Below are 18,704 nucleotides of genomic sequence, written 5' to 3'. Positions count from 1 at the left end.
GGCCGCCACCGGCCGCTGGCAGCACCAGCCGGTCGGCAGCGCGCCCACGCCGCCCATGGGCTGGTCGAGCTGGAACGCCTTCCGCGTCGACATCACCGAGCAGAAGGTGCTGGGCTCGGCCCAGGTCATCGTCGACTCGGGCCTGGCCAGCGCGGGCTACCGCAGCATCAATATCGATGATGGCTGGTGGCTGAAGCGCCGCACGAGTGACGGTCGGCTGCAGGTGCGCACGGGCCTGTTCCCGAGCGCGGCCACGGGCAAGGACTCATCGCTGCGGCCCTTCACCGACAAGATCCACGCCATGGGCCTGAAGGCGGGCCTGTACACCGACATCGGCCGCAACGCCTGCTCGCAGGCCTACGACGCCGACAGTCCCAACCTGCCCGAGGGCACGCACGCCGAGCGCGAGGTGGGACTGATGGGCTTCGTGCGCCAGGATGTGGCGCTGTTCTTCGGCGAGTGGAATTTCGACTACCTGAAGGTGGATGGCTGCGGGCTGTCGTCCTATGGCCGCGACCGGCCGCACGTGGCCTCGGGCCAGTACCGCGAGTACAAGCCGACCATCGTCGAAGGCAATATCAACCAATCCGATGTCGAGGGCACGAAGAAGCTCTACACCGGCCTGAAGCAGGCGCTGCACGAGGTGAGGCCGCGCGGCGACTATGTGCTGTCGGTCTGCCTGTGGGGTACGGTCAATGTCCGCTCCTGGGGGCAGGACACCGGCACCATGTGGCGCACCAGCCGCGACATCGCCAACAGCTTTTCGCAGATGGTGCACAACTTCGACACCGTGGCCACGCGCGAGTTCTATGCCGGCCCAGGCCGCTGGAACGATCCCGACATGCTGGAGATCGGCAATGGCGAGTTCGACGGCAACCACCTGAACGAAGCCCGCACCCACATGGGCCTGTGGGCCATCGCGGCGGCGCCGCTGATGATCGGCACCGACCTGTCGAAGGCCTCGCCCGCCGTCATCGACATCCTGAAGGCGCCCGAGGTGGTGGCCATCAACCAGGACGCGGCCGGCCACCAGGGCGTGCTCGCCTACGCAGACAGCGACCGGCAGATCCTCGTGAAAACCTTGGCCAATGGTGGCAAGGCGGTGCTGCTGTTCAACCGCACCGGCGCGCCCGCCAAGTTCACACTGACGGCCGAGCATCTGAAGATGGATGCGACGGCGCCCATCGCGCTGCGAGACGCCTGGGCGCGCGCCGACGCCGGCACGTTCACCGGCCAGCGCGAGTTCGAACTGAAGCCGCGCGAGGCGCTGCTGTTCACTGCCACCGGCAAGCATCTGCTGCCACGCGGTTACTACGTCTCCGAGCGCCCAGGCAACGTCTATGTCGCGCGCGACGGCATCCGTGCGCTGGAGCAGGACCCCATCGGCTATCGCGCGCTGGCGTCGTGGTCCACCACCGACAACGGCGGCACGCGACCCGCCTATGCCGGCTGGGGCGGCCCGCGCGCCGACTCGACGCCCTATGACCAGGCCCTGAGCGTGCAGCGCCAGGCCTTCCGTCATGGCGTCGGCGCAATGGCCGATTCACGGCTGCAAGTCCAGGTGCCCACCGGCTCCCAGCGCTTCGTTGCGCGCGTCGGCGTGGACGACTCCACACGCGGCAAGGCCGCCGCCGTCAGCTTCGAGGTCTGGGGCGATGGCCGCCGCCTCGCAAGCACCGCACCCCTCAAGTTCAACCAACCGGCGCGCGAACTCAGCGCCGACCTGCGCGGCGTGAAGCTGATCGAGCTGATCGCGCGCCAGCACGGGGCCGACACCACCGGCCCCCTCATCGTGACCTGGGGCGAGGCTCGCATCGAGTAGCCGCCCGCCACGCTCTTCTCTCTCATCGCCAATGGCACCGGTCGCGCCGGTGCCCCGGCCGCGTTCGCGCTGACGCGGCCTGGCCCCTCCCGTTCAGCGCCCCGTCGTTCATGAGGAGAACCCGATGCACTCCATGCGTCCCTGTCCCTTGCCCCGCTCTCGTGCCGGGCTGAAGTTCGCCTTCCCGCTCGCCCTGATCGCCGCCTGGCCCGTCGCCGCGACCGCGGCGTCCCTGGTGTCCAACCCTCTCGGCGCCTGCCTGGAAACCAAGGTCGACACCTGGGATATCCGCCTGGCGACCTGCAACACCAGCGCGGCTCAGGACTTCAGCCTCACGCCGGTCAGCACCGGCAGCACCATCTACACCCTCAAGAACGCGCAAGCCAATCTGTGCGTCTCCGCCACCGGCACCAGCTCCGGGTCCTTTGTGGAGCTGAACACCTGCCAGCCCAGCCAGACGGGCCAGCGCTTCTCGGTGGTGGCGCTGGCGGGCGGTTCGACGTCCCAGCTCAAGCTGGCGGCCAACAACCTCTGCCTGACCGCGCCGACCCAGTTGGCCCAGGTGGGCTTTTCGGTCGCGACCTGCAACACCGGCAATGCCAACCAGGCCTGGCGCCTGAACGCCCCGACGCCCGCGCCTACCCCAGCGCCCACGCCCGCCCCGACGCCTGCTCCCACACCGGCGCCCACGCCCGCGCCGACGCCGGCACCCACCCCTGCACCGACTCCCGCGCCGACGCCGGCTCCCACGCCTGCCCCCGCACCTGTCGAGACCAGTTTCACCGTCAGCACCGCCGAGATCGCCAACCCCGAGCGCGGCATGTACACCTGGGCGGCCGACAACCTGCTGCTGTGGACGCAGGCCGATGCCGATAATCAGTTCCAGGCCGGCTATCGCGTCGTCTACGCGCCCGTGCGCCTGGACGCTTATGCCAACGCCGCGTTGCCGGCCAGCCTGCTGACGCAGCTCACCAACGGATTCGCGATCGCGCGCCGTGCAGGCCTGAAGCTGGTGCCGCGCTTCCTCTACAACTACCCGGCCAATGAGACCGAGTACCTGAACGTCAAGGACGCACCGCTGACCCGTGTGCTCGGCCACATCGACCAGCTCAAGCCGGTGCTGACGGCCAATGCCGACGTCATCGCCTATCTGCAGGCCGGCTTCATCGGCGCCTGGGGTGAATGGCACACCTCGTCCAACAACCTCACCGCGGTCAGCCCGCGCACGCAGATCCGCGACGCGCTGCTGAACGCGCTGCCGACCGACCGCTTCCTGCAGCTGCGCTATCCGCCCTATCTGATGCAGTGGGCGCCTCAGGTGCCGAGCTGGCGCGACGGGTCGGCGGCCTCGCGCATCGGCGTGCACAACGACTGCTTCATGGCCTCGGCGACGGACGTCGGCACCTACAGCGAGGACGCCGCGACGCGCCAGACCGAGCGCAACTACACCGCCTCGCTGTCACGCGTGGCGCCGTTCGGCGCAGAGACCTGCAACCCGGCCGACGAGGAGGGCGCGGTGCCGCGCACCAGCTGCACGGACATCCTGGCCGAGGGCAAGCAGTTCGGCCTGACCTATCTGAACAACGACTACTACCGCGACATCTTCCATGTCCGTTGGGAGCAGCAAGGCTGCATGGCCGAGGTCAAGCGCAGCATGGGCTACCGCTTCGAGCTGAGCACCTTGAGGCACAGCGCGGCTGTGACGGCCGGGCAGTCGGGCGACCTTCTCCTCACCGTGAAGAACAGCGGTTGGGCGCGCGCCTTCAACCCGCGCGCGCTGCAGCTGCTGCTCAAGCACAAGACGACGAACGCCGTCGTGCGCATCGCGCTGACGGCCGTCGACCCGAGAGGCTGGCTGCCCAACAGCACCAGCACCGTGTCGGCGGGCTTCACCGTGCCGGCGGGAACGCCCACGGGCGCCTATGACGTGCTGCTCGCCCTGCCCGACGGCGCCGCATCGCTGAGTGCCGACGTGCGCTACAGCGTGCGCCCCGCCAATGCGGACAACACCGCCAAGGCCCAGGCCTGGGACGCGGCGCTGGGCGCCTTCCGTGCGGGCACGACGCTGACCGTCCGTTGAACAACCTTCTCCAGGAGAAACGAATGTCCAATTTCCCATTCAAGCTCGCCGCCGCGAGCCTGCTGACCCTCGGCGCCACGCTGGCCTGCGCCGCTCCGACCGGCTTCGGCATGGTGGCCTACTGGGGCGAGACGCCCAGCACCTATGGCGGCCAGATCCCGAGCGGGACCCAGGTCGTCATCAACCCCAACAGTGGCGCCACCGGCCTGAGCGCCAGCCAGATCACCAACTGGAAAGCCGTCATCGCCAGCATCCGTGCCCAGGGCGGCAAGGTGCTGGGCTATGTCGCCACCGGCTACAACTACAACACCGCCGACGAGCTGGCGCGCTACAACGCCATCAACGCCAACCTGACCGCCTACAAGACGACGCTGGGCGGCGTGGATGGCTTCTTCTTCGACGAGGCCGCCTTCGACGACGCGGCGCTGACCGACGCGCAGAAGTGCAGCGGCACGCCGTCCAAATTCAGCGCCGTGCGCGCCAAGATGGCGGCCACCGGCACCGGCGGCACGGTGGTGTGGAACGCCGGCTGGCCGGGCGCCAGCAGCTGCTTCGTCAATGCGGCCAGCTATGGCGAGCACCTCGTCATCTACGAGGCCAAGTACAGCGACTATGTGGCGGCGGCGAGCTGGCTCAACGGCGGCGTGCAGAGCTTGGCCGCGTCCCTCGGCGTGAAGACCTGGCTGCTGGTGCACTCGGCCACCTAGGCCGAGATGCGCTTGACGCTCAAGGGCAGCGCGGCCAACTACGTCTACGCGACCAGCATGACCTACAACCCCAGCCTGCCCTGGGGTGGCCCGATCTGGAACTACACGCCGACCTACTGGGGCAACGAGACGCTCAGCGGCTCCGAGCGCTGGTGCCTGAAGAGCCTGAAGACCGGCGGCAGCTGCTGAGGCGAGGAACGAACATGAAGCACTTGAAGACCCTGCTGGCCACGCTGGCCCTCGCGACAGCCGCGCCCTTCGCGTCGGCCATCGAGATCGTCGTGCCGGCCTATTTCTACCCGTCCTGGATGCCGTCGCAGAACGAGTGGCATCAGCTCACCTGGGCGTCCCAACAGGGCGCCCAGGTCACGGCCATCATGAACCCGGGCAATGGACCGGGCCTGGCCTCCAACAGCGACTATGTGTCCTCGGTCAACGAGTTCCGCGCGGCTGGCGGCAAGGTGATCGGCTATGTCTACACCTGCTATGGCGTCAACCATTGCACGCCCGAAGTGCCGCCGACGCGCTCGACAACCGAGGTGCTGGCGGACGCGCAGAAGTACGCGAACTGGTACGGCGTGGACGGCGTCTTCCTCGACGAGATGGCCACGCAGCCGGGGGCGCTGCCCTTCTATCAGGCGGTCAGCAATGGTCTGAAGGCCGCACATCCGGGCTGGGAGATCGTCGGCAACCCGGGCGTGACGCCCACCGCAGGGTATCTGCCGCTGGCGAACACGCTGATGAGCTTCGAGGGCTCGTACAACGACTTCATCAACGGCTCCTTCCTGAGCGGGCTGACGAATGCGGCGTCGACCGGCGCCATCGTCCACAGCGTGGGCACCGTGGCGCAGATGCAGCAGGTGATGGGTCTGGCCAGGCAGTACGGTCTGGGCGCCATCTACGTCACCGACGGCACGATGGCGAGCGGCAATCCCTATCTGCATCTGCCGAGCTACTGGACGGCGGAGGTGGCGGCGGCCACTGCCGCTGTGCCGGAGCCCGCCCAGGCCGGCCTGCTGGTCGCAGGGCTGGGGCTGCTGGCCTTGTCACGGCGCCGGAGATCGGCGTGAAGTTCCAGATTGACGCGCATGGCAGGCCGCTGGCAGACTTCGCGCCTCATCAACACAGCCCCAAAGGAGATGGCCATGGAACAAGCAGATCGTGTCGCCCCCTTCGTGTCGGCTGCCTGAGCGCCAAGCACCACTGAACTTGCGCTAGACCCTGCGTTCCCCGCGGGTCCATTGATCGCCGCGTCAGCCGCGGCCGGCTTTCCCCCCTGCTAGACCCTCGCGCGTCACCGCGCGAGGGATGGGTCCGCGTACGCGCGGACGAAGCCAAGTTTCAATGGATTCCCATGATCGAAATCGAATTTGAGACGCTGCGCGCTCTCGGGCTTACGCACGCCGTCGCCAGCCGCGCACTGCAACTCGCCGGATCTGAACCGGGCACGCGGCTGGCGCGCGTGACCGAGGCGCAGCGCGACTGCTTCACGCTGCATGACGGCCGCGCCGAGCAGCTGGCGCGTGTGCGGCCGAGGCTGGTGCAGCTGCTGCAGGCCCAAGGCCAGCAACTGACCGTCGGCGACTGGGTCAGCCTGCAACTCGACACACACGACCAAGCCTGGATCGTCGACCGGGTCGAGCCCATCACCCAGATCGCCCGCCGCGCCAATGACGGACGTCGCCAGCCGCTCGCGAGCAACGTGGATGCGGCACTGTTGGTGATGGGGATGGACGCGGACTTCAACGCGCGCCGCATGGAGCGCTATATCGCGATGGTGCGGGCCTGCGAGGTGGCGCCGGTGGTCGTGCTGACCAAGCTCGACATCGCGCCGAACGCGAAGGAGCGCATCGCCGAGATGTATGCCCGCCTGCCCGCAACGGTGCCCGTGCTGCCGGTCAACGCGCTGTCCCGCCAGGCCTGCACCGACATCGGCCCCTGGCTGCATGCGGGCCAGACGCTGGTGCTGCTCGGTTCTTCGGGCGCCGGCAAGTCGACGCTCATCAACACCTTGGCCGGTGCGGGGCAGTTGACCGGCTCGGTACGCAGCAGCGATGGCCGCGGCCGCCACACGACGACGGCGCGCTCCATGCATTGCTGCCCGCATGGCGGCTGCATCATCGACACACCCGGCCTGCGCACCTTCCGGCCCGATGCGGATGCCGGGACGCTGGCCGCGACCTTCGATGACGTGCAGGCGCTCGCCCAGCAATGCCGCTTCCGCGATTGCCGTCACGAGAGCGAGCCTGGATGCGTCGTGCGCAGCCACGTCGATGCGGACCGACTCGACAACTACAAGAAGCTGTTGCGCGACGCCGAGCGCGGCGAGTTGAGCCCGCTGGAGCGCATCGAGCAGCGCAACAAGTGGAAGGCCATCGGCAAGGCGGGCAGCCAGCGCGCGCGCGTAAAGCGCGCCTGAGCAGGCGCGCAAAAGAGAGGGAGGTTGCCCGGAACTGGGCAACCTCCCTCTTGGCTCAAGCTGCCATTGCAGCGCGAGCCGGCACTTCGGCGTAGTGGCTCAACTGCATCGTGAAGTGCGCGCGACCGGAACTGATCGCCCGCAGATGCCCGATATAGCCAAACATCCGCTCCAGCGGCACATGCGCCGTCACGACCACCGCGTTGCCGCGCGCGTCCTGTCCCTGCACATGGCCACGCCGGCGCAGCAGGTCGCCGATGACGTCGCCCAGGTAGTCGGCCGGCGTGATGACCTCGACGGCCATCAGCGGCTCCAGCACCACGGGCGCCGCCTTCATCACCGCTTCGCGCAGCGCCGTCGCCGCTGCCAGCTCGAAGGCCAGCGCCGACGAATCGCGCACGTGGAAGCTGCCGTCGACCAGCGTGGCTTCGAAGTCCACCAGCGGATGGCCCGCGAACGGGCCGGCCGTGGCCGCACGACGGATGCCCGCCTCGACCGCCGGGATGAACTCGCGCGGGATCGCGCCGCCCACCACCGTGTTCTCGAAGCGGATGCCCGTGCCGCGCGGCAAGGGCGCCACACGCAGCGTCAGCTCAGCGAACTGGCCGGGGCCGCCGCTTTGCTTGCGGTGCAGATGGTGCACCTCGGCCGCTGCCGCGATGGTCTCGCGGTAGGCGACCTGGGGCTGGCCCACCTGCACCTCCACGCCGAAGCGCGAGCGTAGCTTCTCCACCGCCACTTCCAGCTGCAGCTCGCCCATGCCGGACAGCAGCGTCTGGCCCGAGTCGGCGTCCTGGCGCAGGCGCAAGGACGGGTCCTCGCGGACGAGCACGCCCAGGCCCTTGGCGAGGGCTGCAGTGCCTTCCTGGCTGCGCGCTTCGATGGCGACGTCGATGACGGCTTCGGGCACGGCGATGCTTTCCAGCACCGGCGCGTCCTTGGCCGACGCCAGCGTGTGGCCGGTCAGCACGTCCCTCAGGCCGACGACGCCCGCGATGTCGCCCGCGACGAGCTCGTCGCGTTCGACGCGGCGGTCCGCGTGGATCTCGTACAGGCGTGACACGCGTTCGGCCTTGCCGGTGCTGGCGTTGAAGACCGTGTCGCCACGCTTGAGCGAGCCGCTGTAGACGCGCACGAACACCATCGCGCCGTGGTCGTCGGCGGTCAGCTTGAAGGCGAGGGCCGACAGCGGGCCGCCCGTGTCCGCCGCGCCGGGGGCTTCACCGGGGCGCGGCAGATACGAGACGACGGCATCCAACAACGGCTCGACGCCGCGGTTGCGGAAGGCCGAGCCGGCCAGCACGGGCACGAGTTCGTTGGCGCTGGTCGCGGCACGCAGGCCGGCACGCAGGGCGTCGACGGACGGGCTCTCGCCGCGCAGCCAGGCGTCCAGCAGCGCATCGTCGCGTTCGACGACGGCTTCGACCAGGCGTGCACGAGCGGCCTGGGCGGCAGCGAGCAGCTCAGGGGGAATCTCGGTCACGCGCGGCGGCGCCGACGCATCGTCGCGGTCCCAGACCAGGGCTTGCATGTCGAGCAGGTCCACCACGCCACGGAACTCGGCTTCGGCGCCAATGGGCAGCTGCAGCGGCAGCACGCGCGCACCGAGGCGCTCTCGCATCATGGCGACGACGCGAGAGAAATCCGCACCGGTGCGGTCCAGCTTGTTGACGAAGGCGATGCGGGGCACGCGGTACTCGTCCGCGAGGCGCCAGTTGGTCTCGGTCTGCGGTTCGACGCCGGCCACGCCGTCGAAGACGACGACGGCACCGTCGAGCACGCGCAGCGAGCGCTTGACCTCGATGTTGAAGTCGATGTGCCCGGGCGTGTCGATCAGGTTGATCTGCGTGCCCTGCCAGTGCACGGTCGTGGCCGCGCTGTGGATGGTGATGCCGCGTGCGCGTTCCTGGGGGTCGAAGTCCATCGCGGTGTTGCCGTCGTTGACGTCGCCGATGCGATGGTTTTCGCCCGTGTAGAACAGGATGCGTTCGGTGGTCGTGGTCTTGCCGGCGTCGACGTGGGCGATGACGCCGATGTTGCGCAGCTTGCGGAAATTGTTCGAGTTCATGGTGGTTCCTGATTCGGGTGGGTTTGCCAGCCCGATGGGGGAACCACGGGGCTAGCGCAGAGGCAGGACGCCGAAGCGCACGAGCGACGAGCAGGACTCGGCCGCGCTCCGGCGCTCGGGAATCGTGGCGATCAGCTTGTCGAAGGTGCGCATGCGCATGATTTGAACTCTGGAAAAAACGAAACCCCGGGAGGGACTGCCTGCCGGGGTTTGCTTGAACCGGAAGGCGCGGCGCCTTCCGAACACGGTCGAAGGGCGCTCAGGTGTTGAGGCGGGCTTGGATCGTGTGGTTGAGCTTCATGGTGTGCGGGATTGTCGTGCGGGCCGCGAGGCCTTGGTGCTTGTGGGGAGATGTGGCGGCGCGGCAGTGGAATTCACACCGGCCCGTGTTTGCACTTCGTGGCTCAGCCGCGGCGCGACGCGCAGGTGTCGGACAAACCAACGCTAACACGGTCTCGCGCGCCCAGCCGTCCGAAGACGCTCAGCATTATTGATGCAACTCGATGCACGCAGGCTACTGTCCGTCTATACCAATGCCTTGTGAGGTGGATCGCGCATGCCGCGCCCTCGCGCTTCGTAGGCTCTGCATCAGGACATAAGCATATTGAGGGCGTCGTTGGCAATATGAAGGGTGATTTATGACGCGTCGCCCCGCGCGACGCGCAGATTGCACCTGGGCGACGCATATTGGCTCGGCTAGCAGAAACCCGACCTAGCAAGTTTGCTGGGTGGGAATGGCGATTCGCTTTTGGTAAAACGCAGCACCTGAGCATGATGACCAACATTTCGCCGTCCCCGCAAGGCTTGTGAACCGAGCCTAAGCGCATCAACAAGTATTGTTACGGCATTTCCGCATCAAGCCTATGCAGCTGTTCATCTCAATTTGAGCAATTCCAATTTCGGGAGGTAATTCTATGAAAGCCGAAGTCGTTTTCAAATGCCGGCATGTTGACTTGCGCCCAGTCGCGCGGTTTGTACTGGCGGTTGGATTTGCCACCGCTTCGATCAACGCAGCTGCCACCAGAGAAGACCTCCTAGGAACTTACACGCTGCCGAGATGTGTTTGGCCCAACYGCGTCGAGATCACCGGCCATTCGATTGGCGATATCAAATACAGCAGCGTGGCCTCGCAGTTTTTTCGCAATTCGAACGGAACCTTCCTTCAAGGTGGCGCCAGTGCGGGCGCGCCCACTAAGACCAACAAGGAAGTTCCAGAAGCCAATCAAAACTCGGACACCAAGAAGGACGACCCGTGCCCAAAGACCACCACGAAAAACCCTGTAATCATCGCGACCGGGGAAAAATTCAAGGTTGAGCAAGACATCATTGCCGCGGGGGATTTTGGACTTGGGCTTGAGCGCACGTACAAAAGTTTCTATGCCGGTTACGGTGCATTCGGATCAAAGTGGCTTTCATCATACGATTATCGTCCACTGAGCATTGCAGGCTGTCTCACCAATACTGACTATCCGGGCAAGTGCTTTCCATCGACAATCGTATTTACGAAGCCTGACGGCAGCACCTACACCTTTGTCCCTACTTCGACGTTCTTGCAATATCAGGTCAGCGGCGCCTCGTCGACCGGCACCCTTTATGTCATTCCAAGCAATTCGACGTACAAAATCGTATTGGATGACGTAACGTATACGTACGCGACCAATCGCACGATCAAAACCATTTTGACGCGCGGCTCCTCTCAACTGGTATCGTACACCTACGCCGGCCCCGATCCGACCTTGCCTAGTAGAGTATCGAACTCGGCTGGTCATTTTGTCGACTTTACCTATAACGCTCTTGGCTTGGTTTCTCAGGCGAAGGACCAAGACAGTAATACGTGGACCTACGGCTACAACGCTCAGAATATGCTGAGCTCCGTGACCGCGCCAAGCGTCGGTGGAGTTTCTGATGTTAGGACATATTTCTACGAGGCGACGGGGATTGATCCGACTTTACTGACCGGCATTGCGATTAATGGAGTGCGCTATAGCACCTATAGCTATTACGCCAATAAGAAGGTTCAAGAAAGCAAACTGACGGGTGGCGAGGTTGACGACAAGTTCACGTATGGCACGAATACCACGACATTGACCGACGCCAAAGGGCAGACCACCACGTACAACTTTGTGTCTTTACAGGGCGCGTTGAAACTTTCGTCGGTCTCCCGCACTCCAACAGCCAGCTGTCCGGCGGCGGCAGCAAGTACGGTATACGACGCCAATGGCTGGACCGACTACACCCTGGACTGGAACGGCAACAAAAATGACTATAGCTTTGACGCAGCGGGCAAGCTTTTGCAATTAACCACTGCGGCGGGCACATCTTCTGCACGGACGACGGTCAATACGTGGAACGGCGATTTATTGGATAACACCGTCGTTAAGGATGCCAACGGGACGGCTACGAACAAGGTCGTATACGCATATTTCACGACGGGCTATGCCACCAACATGGTCCAAACTGAGACTTATACGGACTTGATCAGCGGAGGTACTCGTAGCCTGGCCTATGGGTACACCTTCAATGGCTCAGGCATCCCGGCCACCATGACCGTCACCCGAACACTGCCAAGCGGCTCAGCGGTGACAACCTATGCTTTTGATGCCGCGGGAAATCTTTCATCCCTCACCGACGCCGTTGGCAACCAAACGACCTTCTCGAATTACAACGGCCGCGGATTCCCTGGTCGTGTTGTGGACGCCAATGGCGTTGCGACGACTCTTGTCTATGACGCCAAAAGCAATTTGATCAGTAGTACGTCAACGATCGATGGCGTGGCTCGCACGACCACGTTCGCTTATAACGCCGACCGCCTTGTCACCGACATCACCTATCCCGATGGCGCTGTCAGCCGGCTGCGTTACACCGATTCAATGCGGCTTTCGGACGTGGGTAACACGCAGAACCAGTTCGTCCATATAGCCGTTGACGTGCCAGGCAACAGTCAGGCTTCAACGTCCAGTCGGGAGACGCCCTCCTCGAGTGGTGGCGCTCCGGTTGCCAATTCTGCCGGCCAGTTCGCCTCGACCCAGAAGGTCGATTCCTTGGGGCGTCCCCTGACAGACCTCTACAGTGACGGCATCAGCATTCGAGCAAGTTACAGCTACGACAAGAACAGCAACGTCAAGACCGTAGTCGACGGTCTGGGATATACGACCAGTTATAACTACGATGCTGCGAATAGGGTGACTCAGATCACACGCCGCGACAGCGGCGCCATCGGTTACGGCTACAACCCGGCGGGTCAGCTCCAGACCGTGACCGATCCGCGCGGTCTTGCAACCCAGTACACATACAACGGCCTTGGTCAGACGCTCACGCGCTCAAGCCCTGACACGGGCTCGACGACATACGCCTACGATTCTGCCGGCCGACTCGCGACGGAAACCCGAAACAACGGTCAAGTCATCACCTACAGCTGGGATGCCGCCAACCGCCCGACCGGCCGCAGCGCGGGCGGGGTGACGGAAGCCCGCTTCTATGACGAAGGCACGAATGGCAAAGGCCACCTGACCCGCTTCACCGACGCCTCAGGCCAAACCACCCTTGCCTACAAGCCTGACGGCCGATTGGCGAGCCAGACGACCGTGATCGCGGGTCAGACCTACAGCACCAGCTACAGCTACGACGGCGCCGGCCGGCTGACCGGGATGACCTATCCCAGCGGGTTGAGCTTGAGCTATGGCTATGACGCATACGGTCGGCTCGCAACGGTGAGCAGCAACCACACTGGTACGTTGAGCACCGTCGCCAGCAATTTCCTTTACCAGCCGGCGACTGACGCTCTATACGCATGGCAATTTGGAAATGGCCTGCCGCGCATGGTCACGCTGGACACTGAGGGCCGCGTGCAGCAATTGCAAAGCCCTGGTGTCCACAATTTAAGTCAAAGCTACGATGGCGCGAGCAACCTGACCACCCTCCTCGATAACGCCTACGGCAGTCAAAGCAGCGGTTTTTTGTATGACGCCGACCAGCGACTGAAAAACGTCACCAAGTCCGGTGACGACCAAAGCTTTGGCGTCGATGCCGCAGACAACCGCACCAGCCATCTGCGTGCTGGCAGCAGCGCGAGCTATACGCTCGCCTCCACGAGCAATCAGCTTGCAAACGTCTCGGGCACCTACTGGCGTAACCTCGTCTACGACCCACTGGGCAACCTCTCCAGCGAAACGCGCTGGGATGGCAGCCGGGTGTACGGCTATGACGCTTTCAACCGGGTGAGCAGCGTCACTGTAAACGGCAGCACCGTTGGGCAATATCTGAACAACGCGCTGAACCAGCGCGTGCAGAAAATCACGGCGCTGGGCACCACGCGCTATGTCTACGGCCCCAGTGGGGAATTGCTGGCAGAGCTCGGGCCGCAGACCACGAGCTACGTGTGGGTGCAAGGGCAACTGCTGGGGATGGTCAGAGGAGGACAGTTCTATGCCAGCCACAACGATCATCTGGGGCGGCCGGAAGTGCTCACCAACGGCAGCGCGGCAGTGGTCTGGCGCGCAAACAATTCAGCGTTTGATCGCGCTGTCGTCGTCGACAGTGTCGGAGGAATGAATGTCGGCTTTCCCGGCCAGTATAAGGATGTGGAGAGTGGACTTTGGTACAACTGGAATAGGTACTACGATGCTCAGATTGGGAGGTATCTTCAAAGTGACCCGATAGGATTGGCTGGGGGCATTAATACCTATGCGTATGTCGGCGGAAATCCCATTCGACGTATTGACCCACTAGGTCTTGCAAGAATAAACCCTGTCACGGGGCAGCCGGTCTGGACAGGACCTACTCGTGCACCCCAGACCGACTTTGCCAAAGTGGATCCTCAAACACTGTTGCCCTTAAGCAAGGCTGAATCAGTTTCCTCTGCCCCCTTAGTCCCAATGTATCCAGATGCACCATCTTTTTCCGCGTGCATGGATAGTTGCGTCAGCGAGTTAAATCCATGGTACACCACGCCGCTATTTGGTGCTGTTGGGGTTGCCGGAGCCGCAGCCGCACAAGGAACGGCAACGGCAGCGGCATGTGGAGCGGTCGGCGGCGTATCGGCAGCTTGGGGTCTTGGAACGAGTACCGGATGTGCCATCACATGCGCAGGAAAAACTGGTATGCGACAACAGTAAGGAGAATCGCATGACTCAGCCCGCACCGGTTCCCGATTGGCAACGAGTAACGTGTGGAGTGTTTGGCGCTCTTGGCTGGCTTACATTACTAATCTGGCTCGGTGCACTAGTCAGCGAACAACGGTTTCCCACCTTGGAATCTGCTCTTGTAATAGCATTTCTACTACCGGTAGGAAGTTTCGTGTTTACATACATCTCTCTGAAAGGGGTTTACCCTTTCTCTGGCCGTCAGAAATAATGACCGTGATCGTTGACTGCTACTTCTTTATGAGGTTGAGGCATCGGTTCATTGGTGCCGCGCTCCATGTCCTCGAACAGCCCGGTAGGCTGGGCTGAGTTCACCAAGCCCAGCGCTTTGGCCGGCTTCAGTTCGAGCCTCTAACGAGGCCCTCTTCGCTGCTGCCGCCGTGGTCAGGTCCAGCGTCTTCTGGTGATGCACAAACCCAATCAGCCGCTTGGCCGGCTCAGGCTCAGTGCATCGGCCAGCGGCCGGCCTGCTCGGCGGGCTTCAAGCCTGGCTTGGCTGTCGGCGTTGACCGCTGCTCGCTCCACCTCGTAAAGCTGGCTGAAGAACTTCGACACCTGCTCGCCGACCTGACTGCCATGGTTGGCCGAGAGCTCATGGAACTTGCGCCGGGCGTGCGCCTTATGTGGTGCTCGGTATAAGGCCCATGCCCGGCGCAAGTTCATCGAGCTGCACAAGGCCACAAGAGCACCGTCGCCGCGGCGGCCATCGACCTCATCGGCCAGTTCTACGGGATCGAGCGAGAGGTGAAGTTGCTCAGCCCACCGCAGCCGCTGCACGAACGACGAACACGCGCAGCGCCAATCGCCCAGGCGCTGCATGACTGGCTCCTTGCGCAGCGCGGCGAGATCATGGACGGCACCGCTACGGCCAAGGCCGTCGAATGCAGCCTCAATCGCTGGGCGGCGCTCACGCACTACCTGGATGACCCGGCGCTCCCGATCGACAACAACCATGACGAGCAGCAAATCCGTCCGTGGGCCACGGGCCGCAAGAACTGGCTATTCGCTGGGACGCTATTGGCGGGACAGCGCGCCGCGGCCATCATGAGCCTGATCCAGTCGGCCAAGTTGAACGGGCATGACCCGCATGCCTACTTGAAGGACATCCTGCAGCGGTTTCCGACGCAACGGGCCAGCGGTATCGACGAGTTGCCGCCTCACCGGCGGGCATCGGCCTCTGCCTTGCGACCTTCTCGGAGAGAGGGGGTTCCATACCGGTAAGGAGTAGTTCTCGCCGAGATGCCGCGTTGTGGGTTGCTCATACTTTGGGCAAGAATCGTTGCCAATCCATCTACGTCCACGGCAGTCCTTGCTTGCTTAGCGCATGAATTTCGTCGCCGCGGTCCTCATTGGTGTCGGAGCCTTTTTCTCCGTCTGCAACTGGCTCTGCTTGCTGAGTTCGCTCCGTCGCCGGCGCTTTGTGTCGCCCGTGTTTCCGGCTCCGTCACTGCTCACCACGCTCGGTCTTGCACTGGCCGACTCAACACGACCGTATTGGTGGGTTGGCCTGCTCACTGACTACACATTTTTTGCGTTACTCGCAGCTGCACCGCGCCTGATTTCCGAGGCCTGGCGCCTAAGTTCGTTCACCCGACAACAGCTTCTGGTTGCCGATGATGGTCCTCGGCACTTCACGTTCTCGCTTCATCGGCGGGGCCACTGCCTCCTTCGCGCGACATTCGATGCCGGCGTGCCATGCGGGCAGGACCGTTCCATTCGGTCACCATCATGCACAAGGTGCGTATGTCTGCGCCTCCCAGTGCTCACGCGAAACATCCGCGGTCGAGCGCCACCTTCTGCAGCACTCATGTACGCGGACACAGCGCTTGTGCCCATCGAAATCGACATGCCCAAAGCTCGACGAGCGCAAGCGTTGCGGCAAAAGCCAGCCTGCCCCCCAAGCCGCACCAGCCCTCAAGCCCGCAGCGGCGTGGCCGCCAGTTGCGCCGTCGAGGCGTTGCGGTAGGGCGCGCACAACTGTTCGATATAGGCTTGGTGGCTGGGCAGGCCGGCCACGATGCGCGAGACCTTGAGCTGGATGTCACCGAGGAACTGGTTCAGCTCGGCCGGGCCCATCAGGTCGGCGACCGGGTGGTAGCTCTGCGGCGTGATGCCCTGGCCCATCATGACCTGGATCCAGGAGTTCTCGGCGAACAGCTCATCGCTGGCGCGGAAGACGCGGGCGCTTTCGGTGAAGAGCTCGATGCGGTGCTTGAGCGTGGCGGGCAGGTCCATGGTGCGCACGTGGTTCCACAGCGCGGAGTCGGTCCGGTTGGTCACGGTGTAGTGCAGGATGATGAAGTCGCGGATGTGGGCCAGCTCGCGCTCGCACTGCAGGTTGAACTCGGCCACGTCGGCCGGGTTGATGCCCTGGGTCGGGAAGAGCTGCATCAGCCGGATGGCCGAGCGCTGGATGAGGTGGATGCTGGTGGATTCCAGCGGCTCGATGAAGCCGCTGGCCAGGCCGACGGCGATGCAGTTGCGCTCCCAGACCTTGTGGCGCTGGCCGGGCAGGAACTTCAGCACGCGCGGCTGGATCAGCAGCTCGCCCTCGACGTTCTTCTTCAGCACCTCGGGCGCATCCGCGTCGCTCATCTCCTTGCTGCTGTAGACGAGGCCGTTGCCAACACGGTGCTGCAGCGGGATGCGCCACTGCCAGCCGAAGGGGTGGCAGATGGAGCGGGTGTAGGGCCAGGCCTCGCGGACCGAGGCGGTCTGCGCGGCGACTGCGCGGTCGCAGGGCAGCCAGTAGGACCAGTCTTCGTAGCCGACGCCCAGGGCCTCGCCGATCAGCATGGCGCGGAAGCCCGTGCAGTCGATGAAGAGGTCGCCGTCGATGCGCGTGCCGTCCTGCATCTGCAAGGCGGTGATGTCGCCATCGCGGCCCTCGGGGCCGTCCATCAGCACCGCGGCGATCTTGCCTTCGATGCGCTTGACGCCGTTGGCCTCGCTGATCACGCGCAGGTATTTGGCATAGCGGCCGGCGTCCAGGTGGTAGGCGTAGTTCAGGCCGTTGCGCGGTACATGGGCGAAGCGGTCGGCGTAGGCGGCGACCGTCTCGGGGTTGTAGTCGGTGTAGTCCCTGGCGATGCCGGCGGCCTGGCCCTTGAGCCAGAAGTGCTGGAAGCCAGCGCTCCAGTGGTCGTTGCCGGTGGTGCCGAAGGAGTGGAAGTAGTCCTGGCCGATGTCCTTCCAACCCTCGAACTTGATGCCGAGCTTGAAGGTCGCATTCGTCGCGGCCATGAACTCGGCCTCGTTGATGCCGAGCAGGTTGTGATACGTGTGCAGCGCGGGAATGGTGGCTTCGCCGACGCCGACGGTGCCGATCTCCTCGGACTCGACGAGCTTGATGTCGAGCTGCTTGCCGAGCAGCTTGCCCATCAGGGCGGCCATCATCCAGCCGGCAGTGCCGCCACCGGCGATGACGACGCGGCGCGGAGGCTTGTTGGAAGTGTTCATCGTTTGAGTTGGGTCAGGAGTTGCGCGCGGGCCTTGCGCGAGACGGTGTCGTCGATGGGGCCGAGCAGGCCGCGGGCGGCCTCGGGGATGTGGGCCCAGGTGTTGGCGTCGGCGTCGAAGACGAAATGCTGGAAGTGGCGCTGCCAGATGCGACGCTCCTTCTCGGGCAGGTCGCGCAGCGTCATCAGCGCCAGGTGCAGGGTGGACAGCGGCGAGTCGACGTAGTCGGGCGTCTGGCGCCACCAGGCGTTGATGAGGAGGTTGACCGGCGCCAGCCCCTCGATGTGGTGGAACCACATGCTGGGGATGAAGATGGCGTCGCCGGGTTCGAGCTCGGCCGTCTCGCCGGCGTCCAGCGCGCGGGCGAAACGCGGGAAGCGCTCGAGGTCGGGCTTCTCGAAGTCGACCAGGCTGACGGGCTGGCCGGCGGGCGTCGGGTCCAGCGGGCCCATGTAGAGGTTGGCGATCTGCTCGGGCGGGAAGACGGTGAAGCGGCGCCGGCCCGCGGCGACGACGGCGAAGTTGTCCGGCAGGTCGTAGTGGGCGGCGATGCGGGTGCGGTTGCCCAGCCACAGGCTGACCAGGGCGTCACGCGCGCCCAGGCCCATGACGTTGGCGTCCAGGAAGCCGGGCAGCACGGCGTCCACCGTCGTGGAGCCGACGTAGAGGGCTGGCGGCTCGGGCGTGGCGCGCACGCCGAGCAGGCCGGTCAGCACCTGGTCCAGCGTGGCGGCGTAGCGGCTGAAATTGAAGCCGGTCAGCGTCTCGTCGGCATAGAAGACCCGGCCGCGGGCTTCGGGCGCCAACTGGAAGAGGCCGATGCGCACGCCGTTGTACAGGCCCATCAGATAGCGGGCCAGGGCCTCGTCGGACTGGCGTGCCGCCTGCACCACCGGCCAGTGAGCGAAGCCGCCACGCACCACATAGGGCCGGTCGCCGGCCAGCAGCTCGGCGGGCAGGTTGTCCGGGTCGAACGGCCCGGTCCAGGCGGGTACTGCTCGCATGGGA

General features: G+C 64.6%; 11 protein-coding genes and 1 pseudogene. 8 read left to right on the top strand and 4 right to left on the bottom strand.

What is annotated here, in order from left to right:
• From AC1DW3_RS27535 to rsgA, 6 genes are all read left to right on the top strand, one after another.
• Nucleotides 1–1,822: NPCBM/NEW2 domain-containing protein (locus AC1DW3_RS27535; protein WP_477936925.1), on the top strand; the 1,822-nt coding region annotated here is incomplete at its 5' end.
• Between the two features lie 124 nt (nt 1,823–1,946).
• The gene (locus AC1DW3_RS27530; protein WP_477936923.1) at nt 1,947–3,902 is read left to right on the top strand and encodes a DUF4832 domain-containing protein; all 1,956 of its coding nucleotides are present in this window, start codon (nt 1,947–1,949) and stop codon (nt 3,900–3,902) included.
• A gap of 23 nt (nt 3,903–3,925) precedes the next feature.
• A complete protein-coding gene (locus AC1DW3_RS27525) occupies nt 3,926–4,609 on the top strand; it encodes a spherulation-specific family 4 protein (protein WP_477936921.1) in 684 nt (227 codons plus the stop codon).
• A 6-nt stretch (nt 4,610–4,615) separates the two neighbouring features.
• Complete coding sequence (locus AC1DW3_RS27520; RefSeq protein ID WP_477936919.1) at nt 4,616–4,798, top strand: hypothetical protein; 183 nt, start codon at nt 4,616–4,618, stop codon at nt 4,796–4,798.
• A 14-nt stretch (nt 4,799–4,812) separates the two neighbouring features.
• Complete coding sequence (locus tag AC1DW3_RS27515) at nt 4,813–5,679, top strand: spherulation-specific family 4 protein (RefSeq protein WP_477936917.1); 867 nt, start codon at nt 4,813–4,815, stop codon at nt 5,677–5,679.
• A gap of 284 nt (nt 5,680–5,963) precedes the next feature.
• Nucleotides 5,964–7,028, top strand: coding sequence for a ribosome small subunit-dependent GTPase A (rsgA, locus tag AC1DW3_RS27510; RefSeq protein WP_477936915.1), 1,065 nt, complete (start codon nt 5,964–5,966; stop codon nt 7,026–7,028).
• Between the two features lie 55 nt (nt 7,029–7,083).
• Here the strand turns inward: rsgA and fusA are convergent, their stop codons facing one another.
• Nucleotides 7,084–9,096, bottom strand: a complete 2,013-nt coding sequence (gene fusA, locus AC1DW3_RS27505) for an elongation factor G (protein WP_477936913.1) — start codon at nt 9,094–9,096, stop codon at nt 7,084–7,086.
• A 914-nt stretch (nt 9,097–10,010) separates the two neighbouring features.
• Between fusA and AC1DW3_RS27500 the strand changes: the two genes are divergently transcribed.
• A complete protein-coding gene (locus AC1DW3_RS27500; RefSeq protein WP_477936911.1) occupies nt 10,011–14,210 on the top strand; it encodes an RHS repeat-associated core domain-containing protein in 4,200 nt (1,399 codons plus the stop codon).
• Nucleotides 14,211–14,657: 447 nt separating this feature from the next.
• Here AC1DW3_RS27500 and AC1DW3_RS27495 read toward each other — a convergent pair whose 3' ends face one another.
• Nucleotides 14,658–14,900: an IS66 family transposase gene (locus tag AC1DW3_RS27495; protein ID WP_477936909.1), complete on the bottom strand. Its 243-nt coding sequence runs from the start codon at nt 14,898–14,900 to the stop codon at nt 14,658–14,660.
• Between AC1DW3_RS27495 and AC1DW3_RS27490 the strand changes: the two are divergent.
• Nucleotides 14,878–15,458 (top strand): annotated as a pseudogene (locus AC1DW3_RS27490) (IS66 family transposase); the annotation flags it as partial. The gene AC1DW3_RS27495 and the pseudogene AC1DW3_RS27490 overlap by 23 nt on opposite strands.
• Nucleotides 15,459–16,151: 693 nt before the next feature.
• Here AC1DW3_RS27490 and AC1DW3_RS27485 read toward each other — a convergent pair.
• Together AC1DW3_RS27485 and AC1DW3_RS27480 are read right to left on the bottom strand one after the other, a co-directional pair.
• Nucleotides 16,152–17,696 carry a tryptophan halogenase family protein gene (locus tag AC1DW3_RS27485; protein ID WP_477936907.1) on the bottom strand — a complete coding sequence of 515 codons (1,545 nt, stop codon included), beginning with the start codon at nt 17,694–17,696 and terminating at the stop codon, nt 16,152–16,154.
• Nucleotides 17,693–18,700: a cupin-like domain-containing protein gene (locus tag AC1DW3_RS27480; RefSeq protein WP_477936905.1), complete on the bottom strand. Its 1,008-nt coding sequence runs from the start codon at nt 18,698–18,700 to the stop codon at nt 17,693–17,695. The genes AC1DW3_RS27485 and AC1DW3_RS27480 overlap by 4 nt, the downstream gene beginning before the upstream one ends.
• Between the last annotated feature and the right edge of the window lie 4 nt (nt 18,701–18,704).

The organism is Roseateles sp. P2_H4 (assembly GCF_056403315.1).
This window is presented reverse-complemented; position numbering and strand designations above follow the sequence as displayed.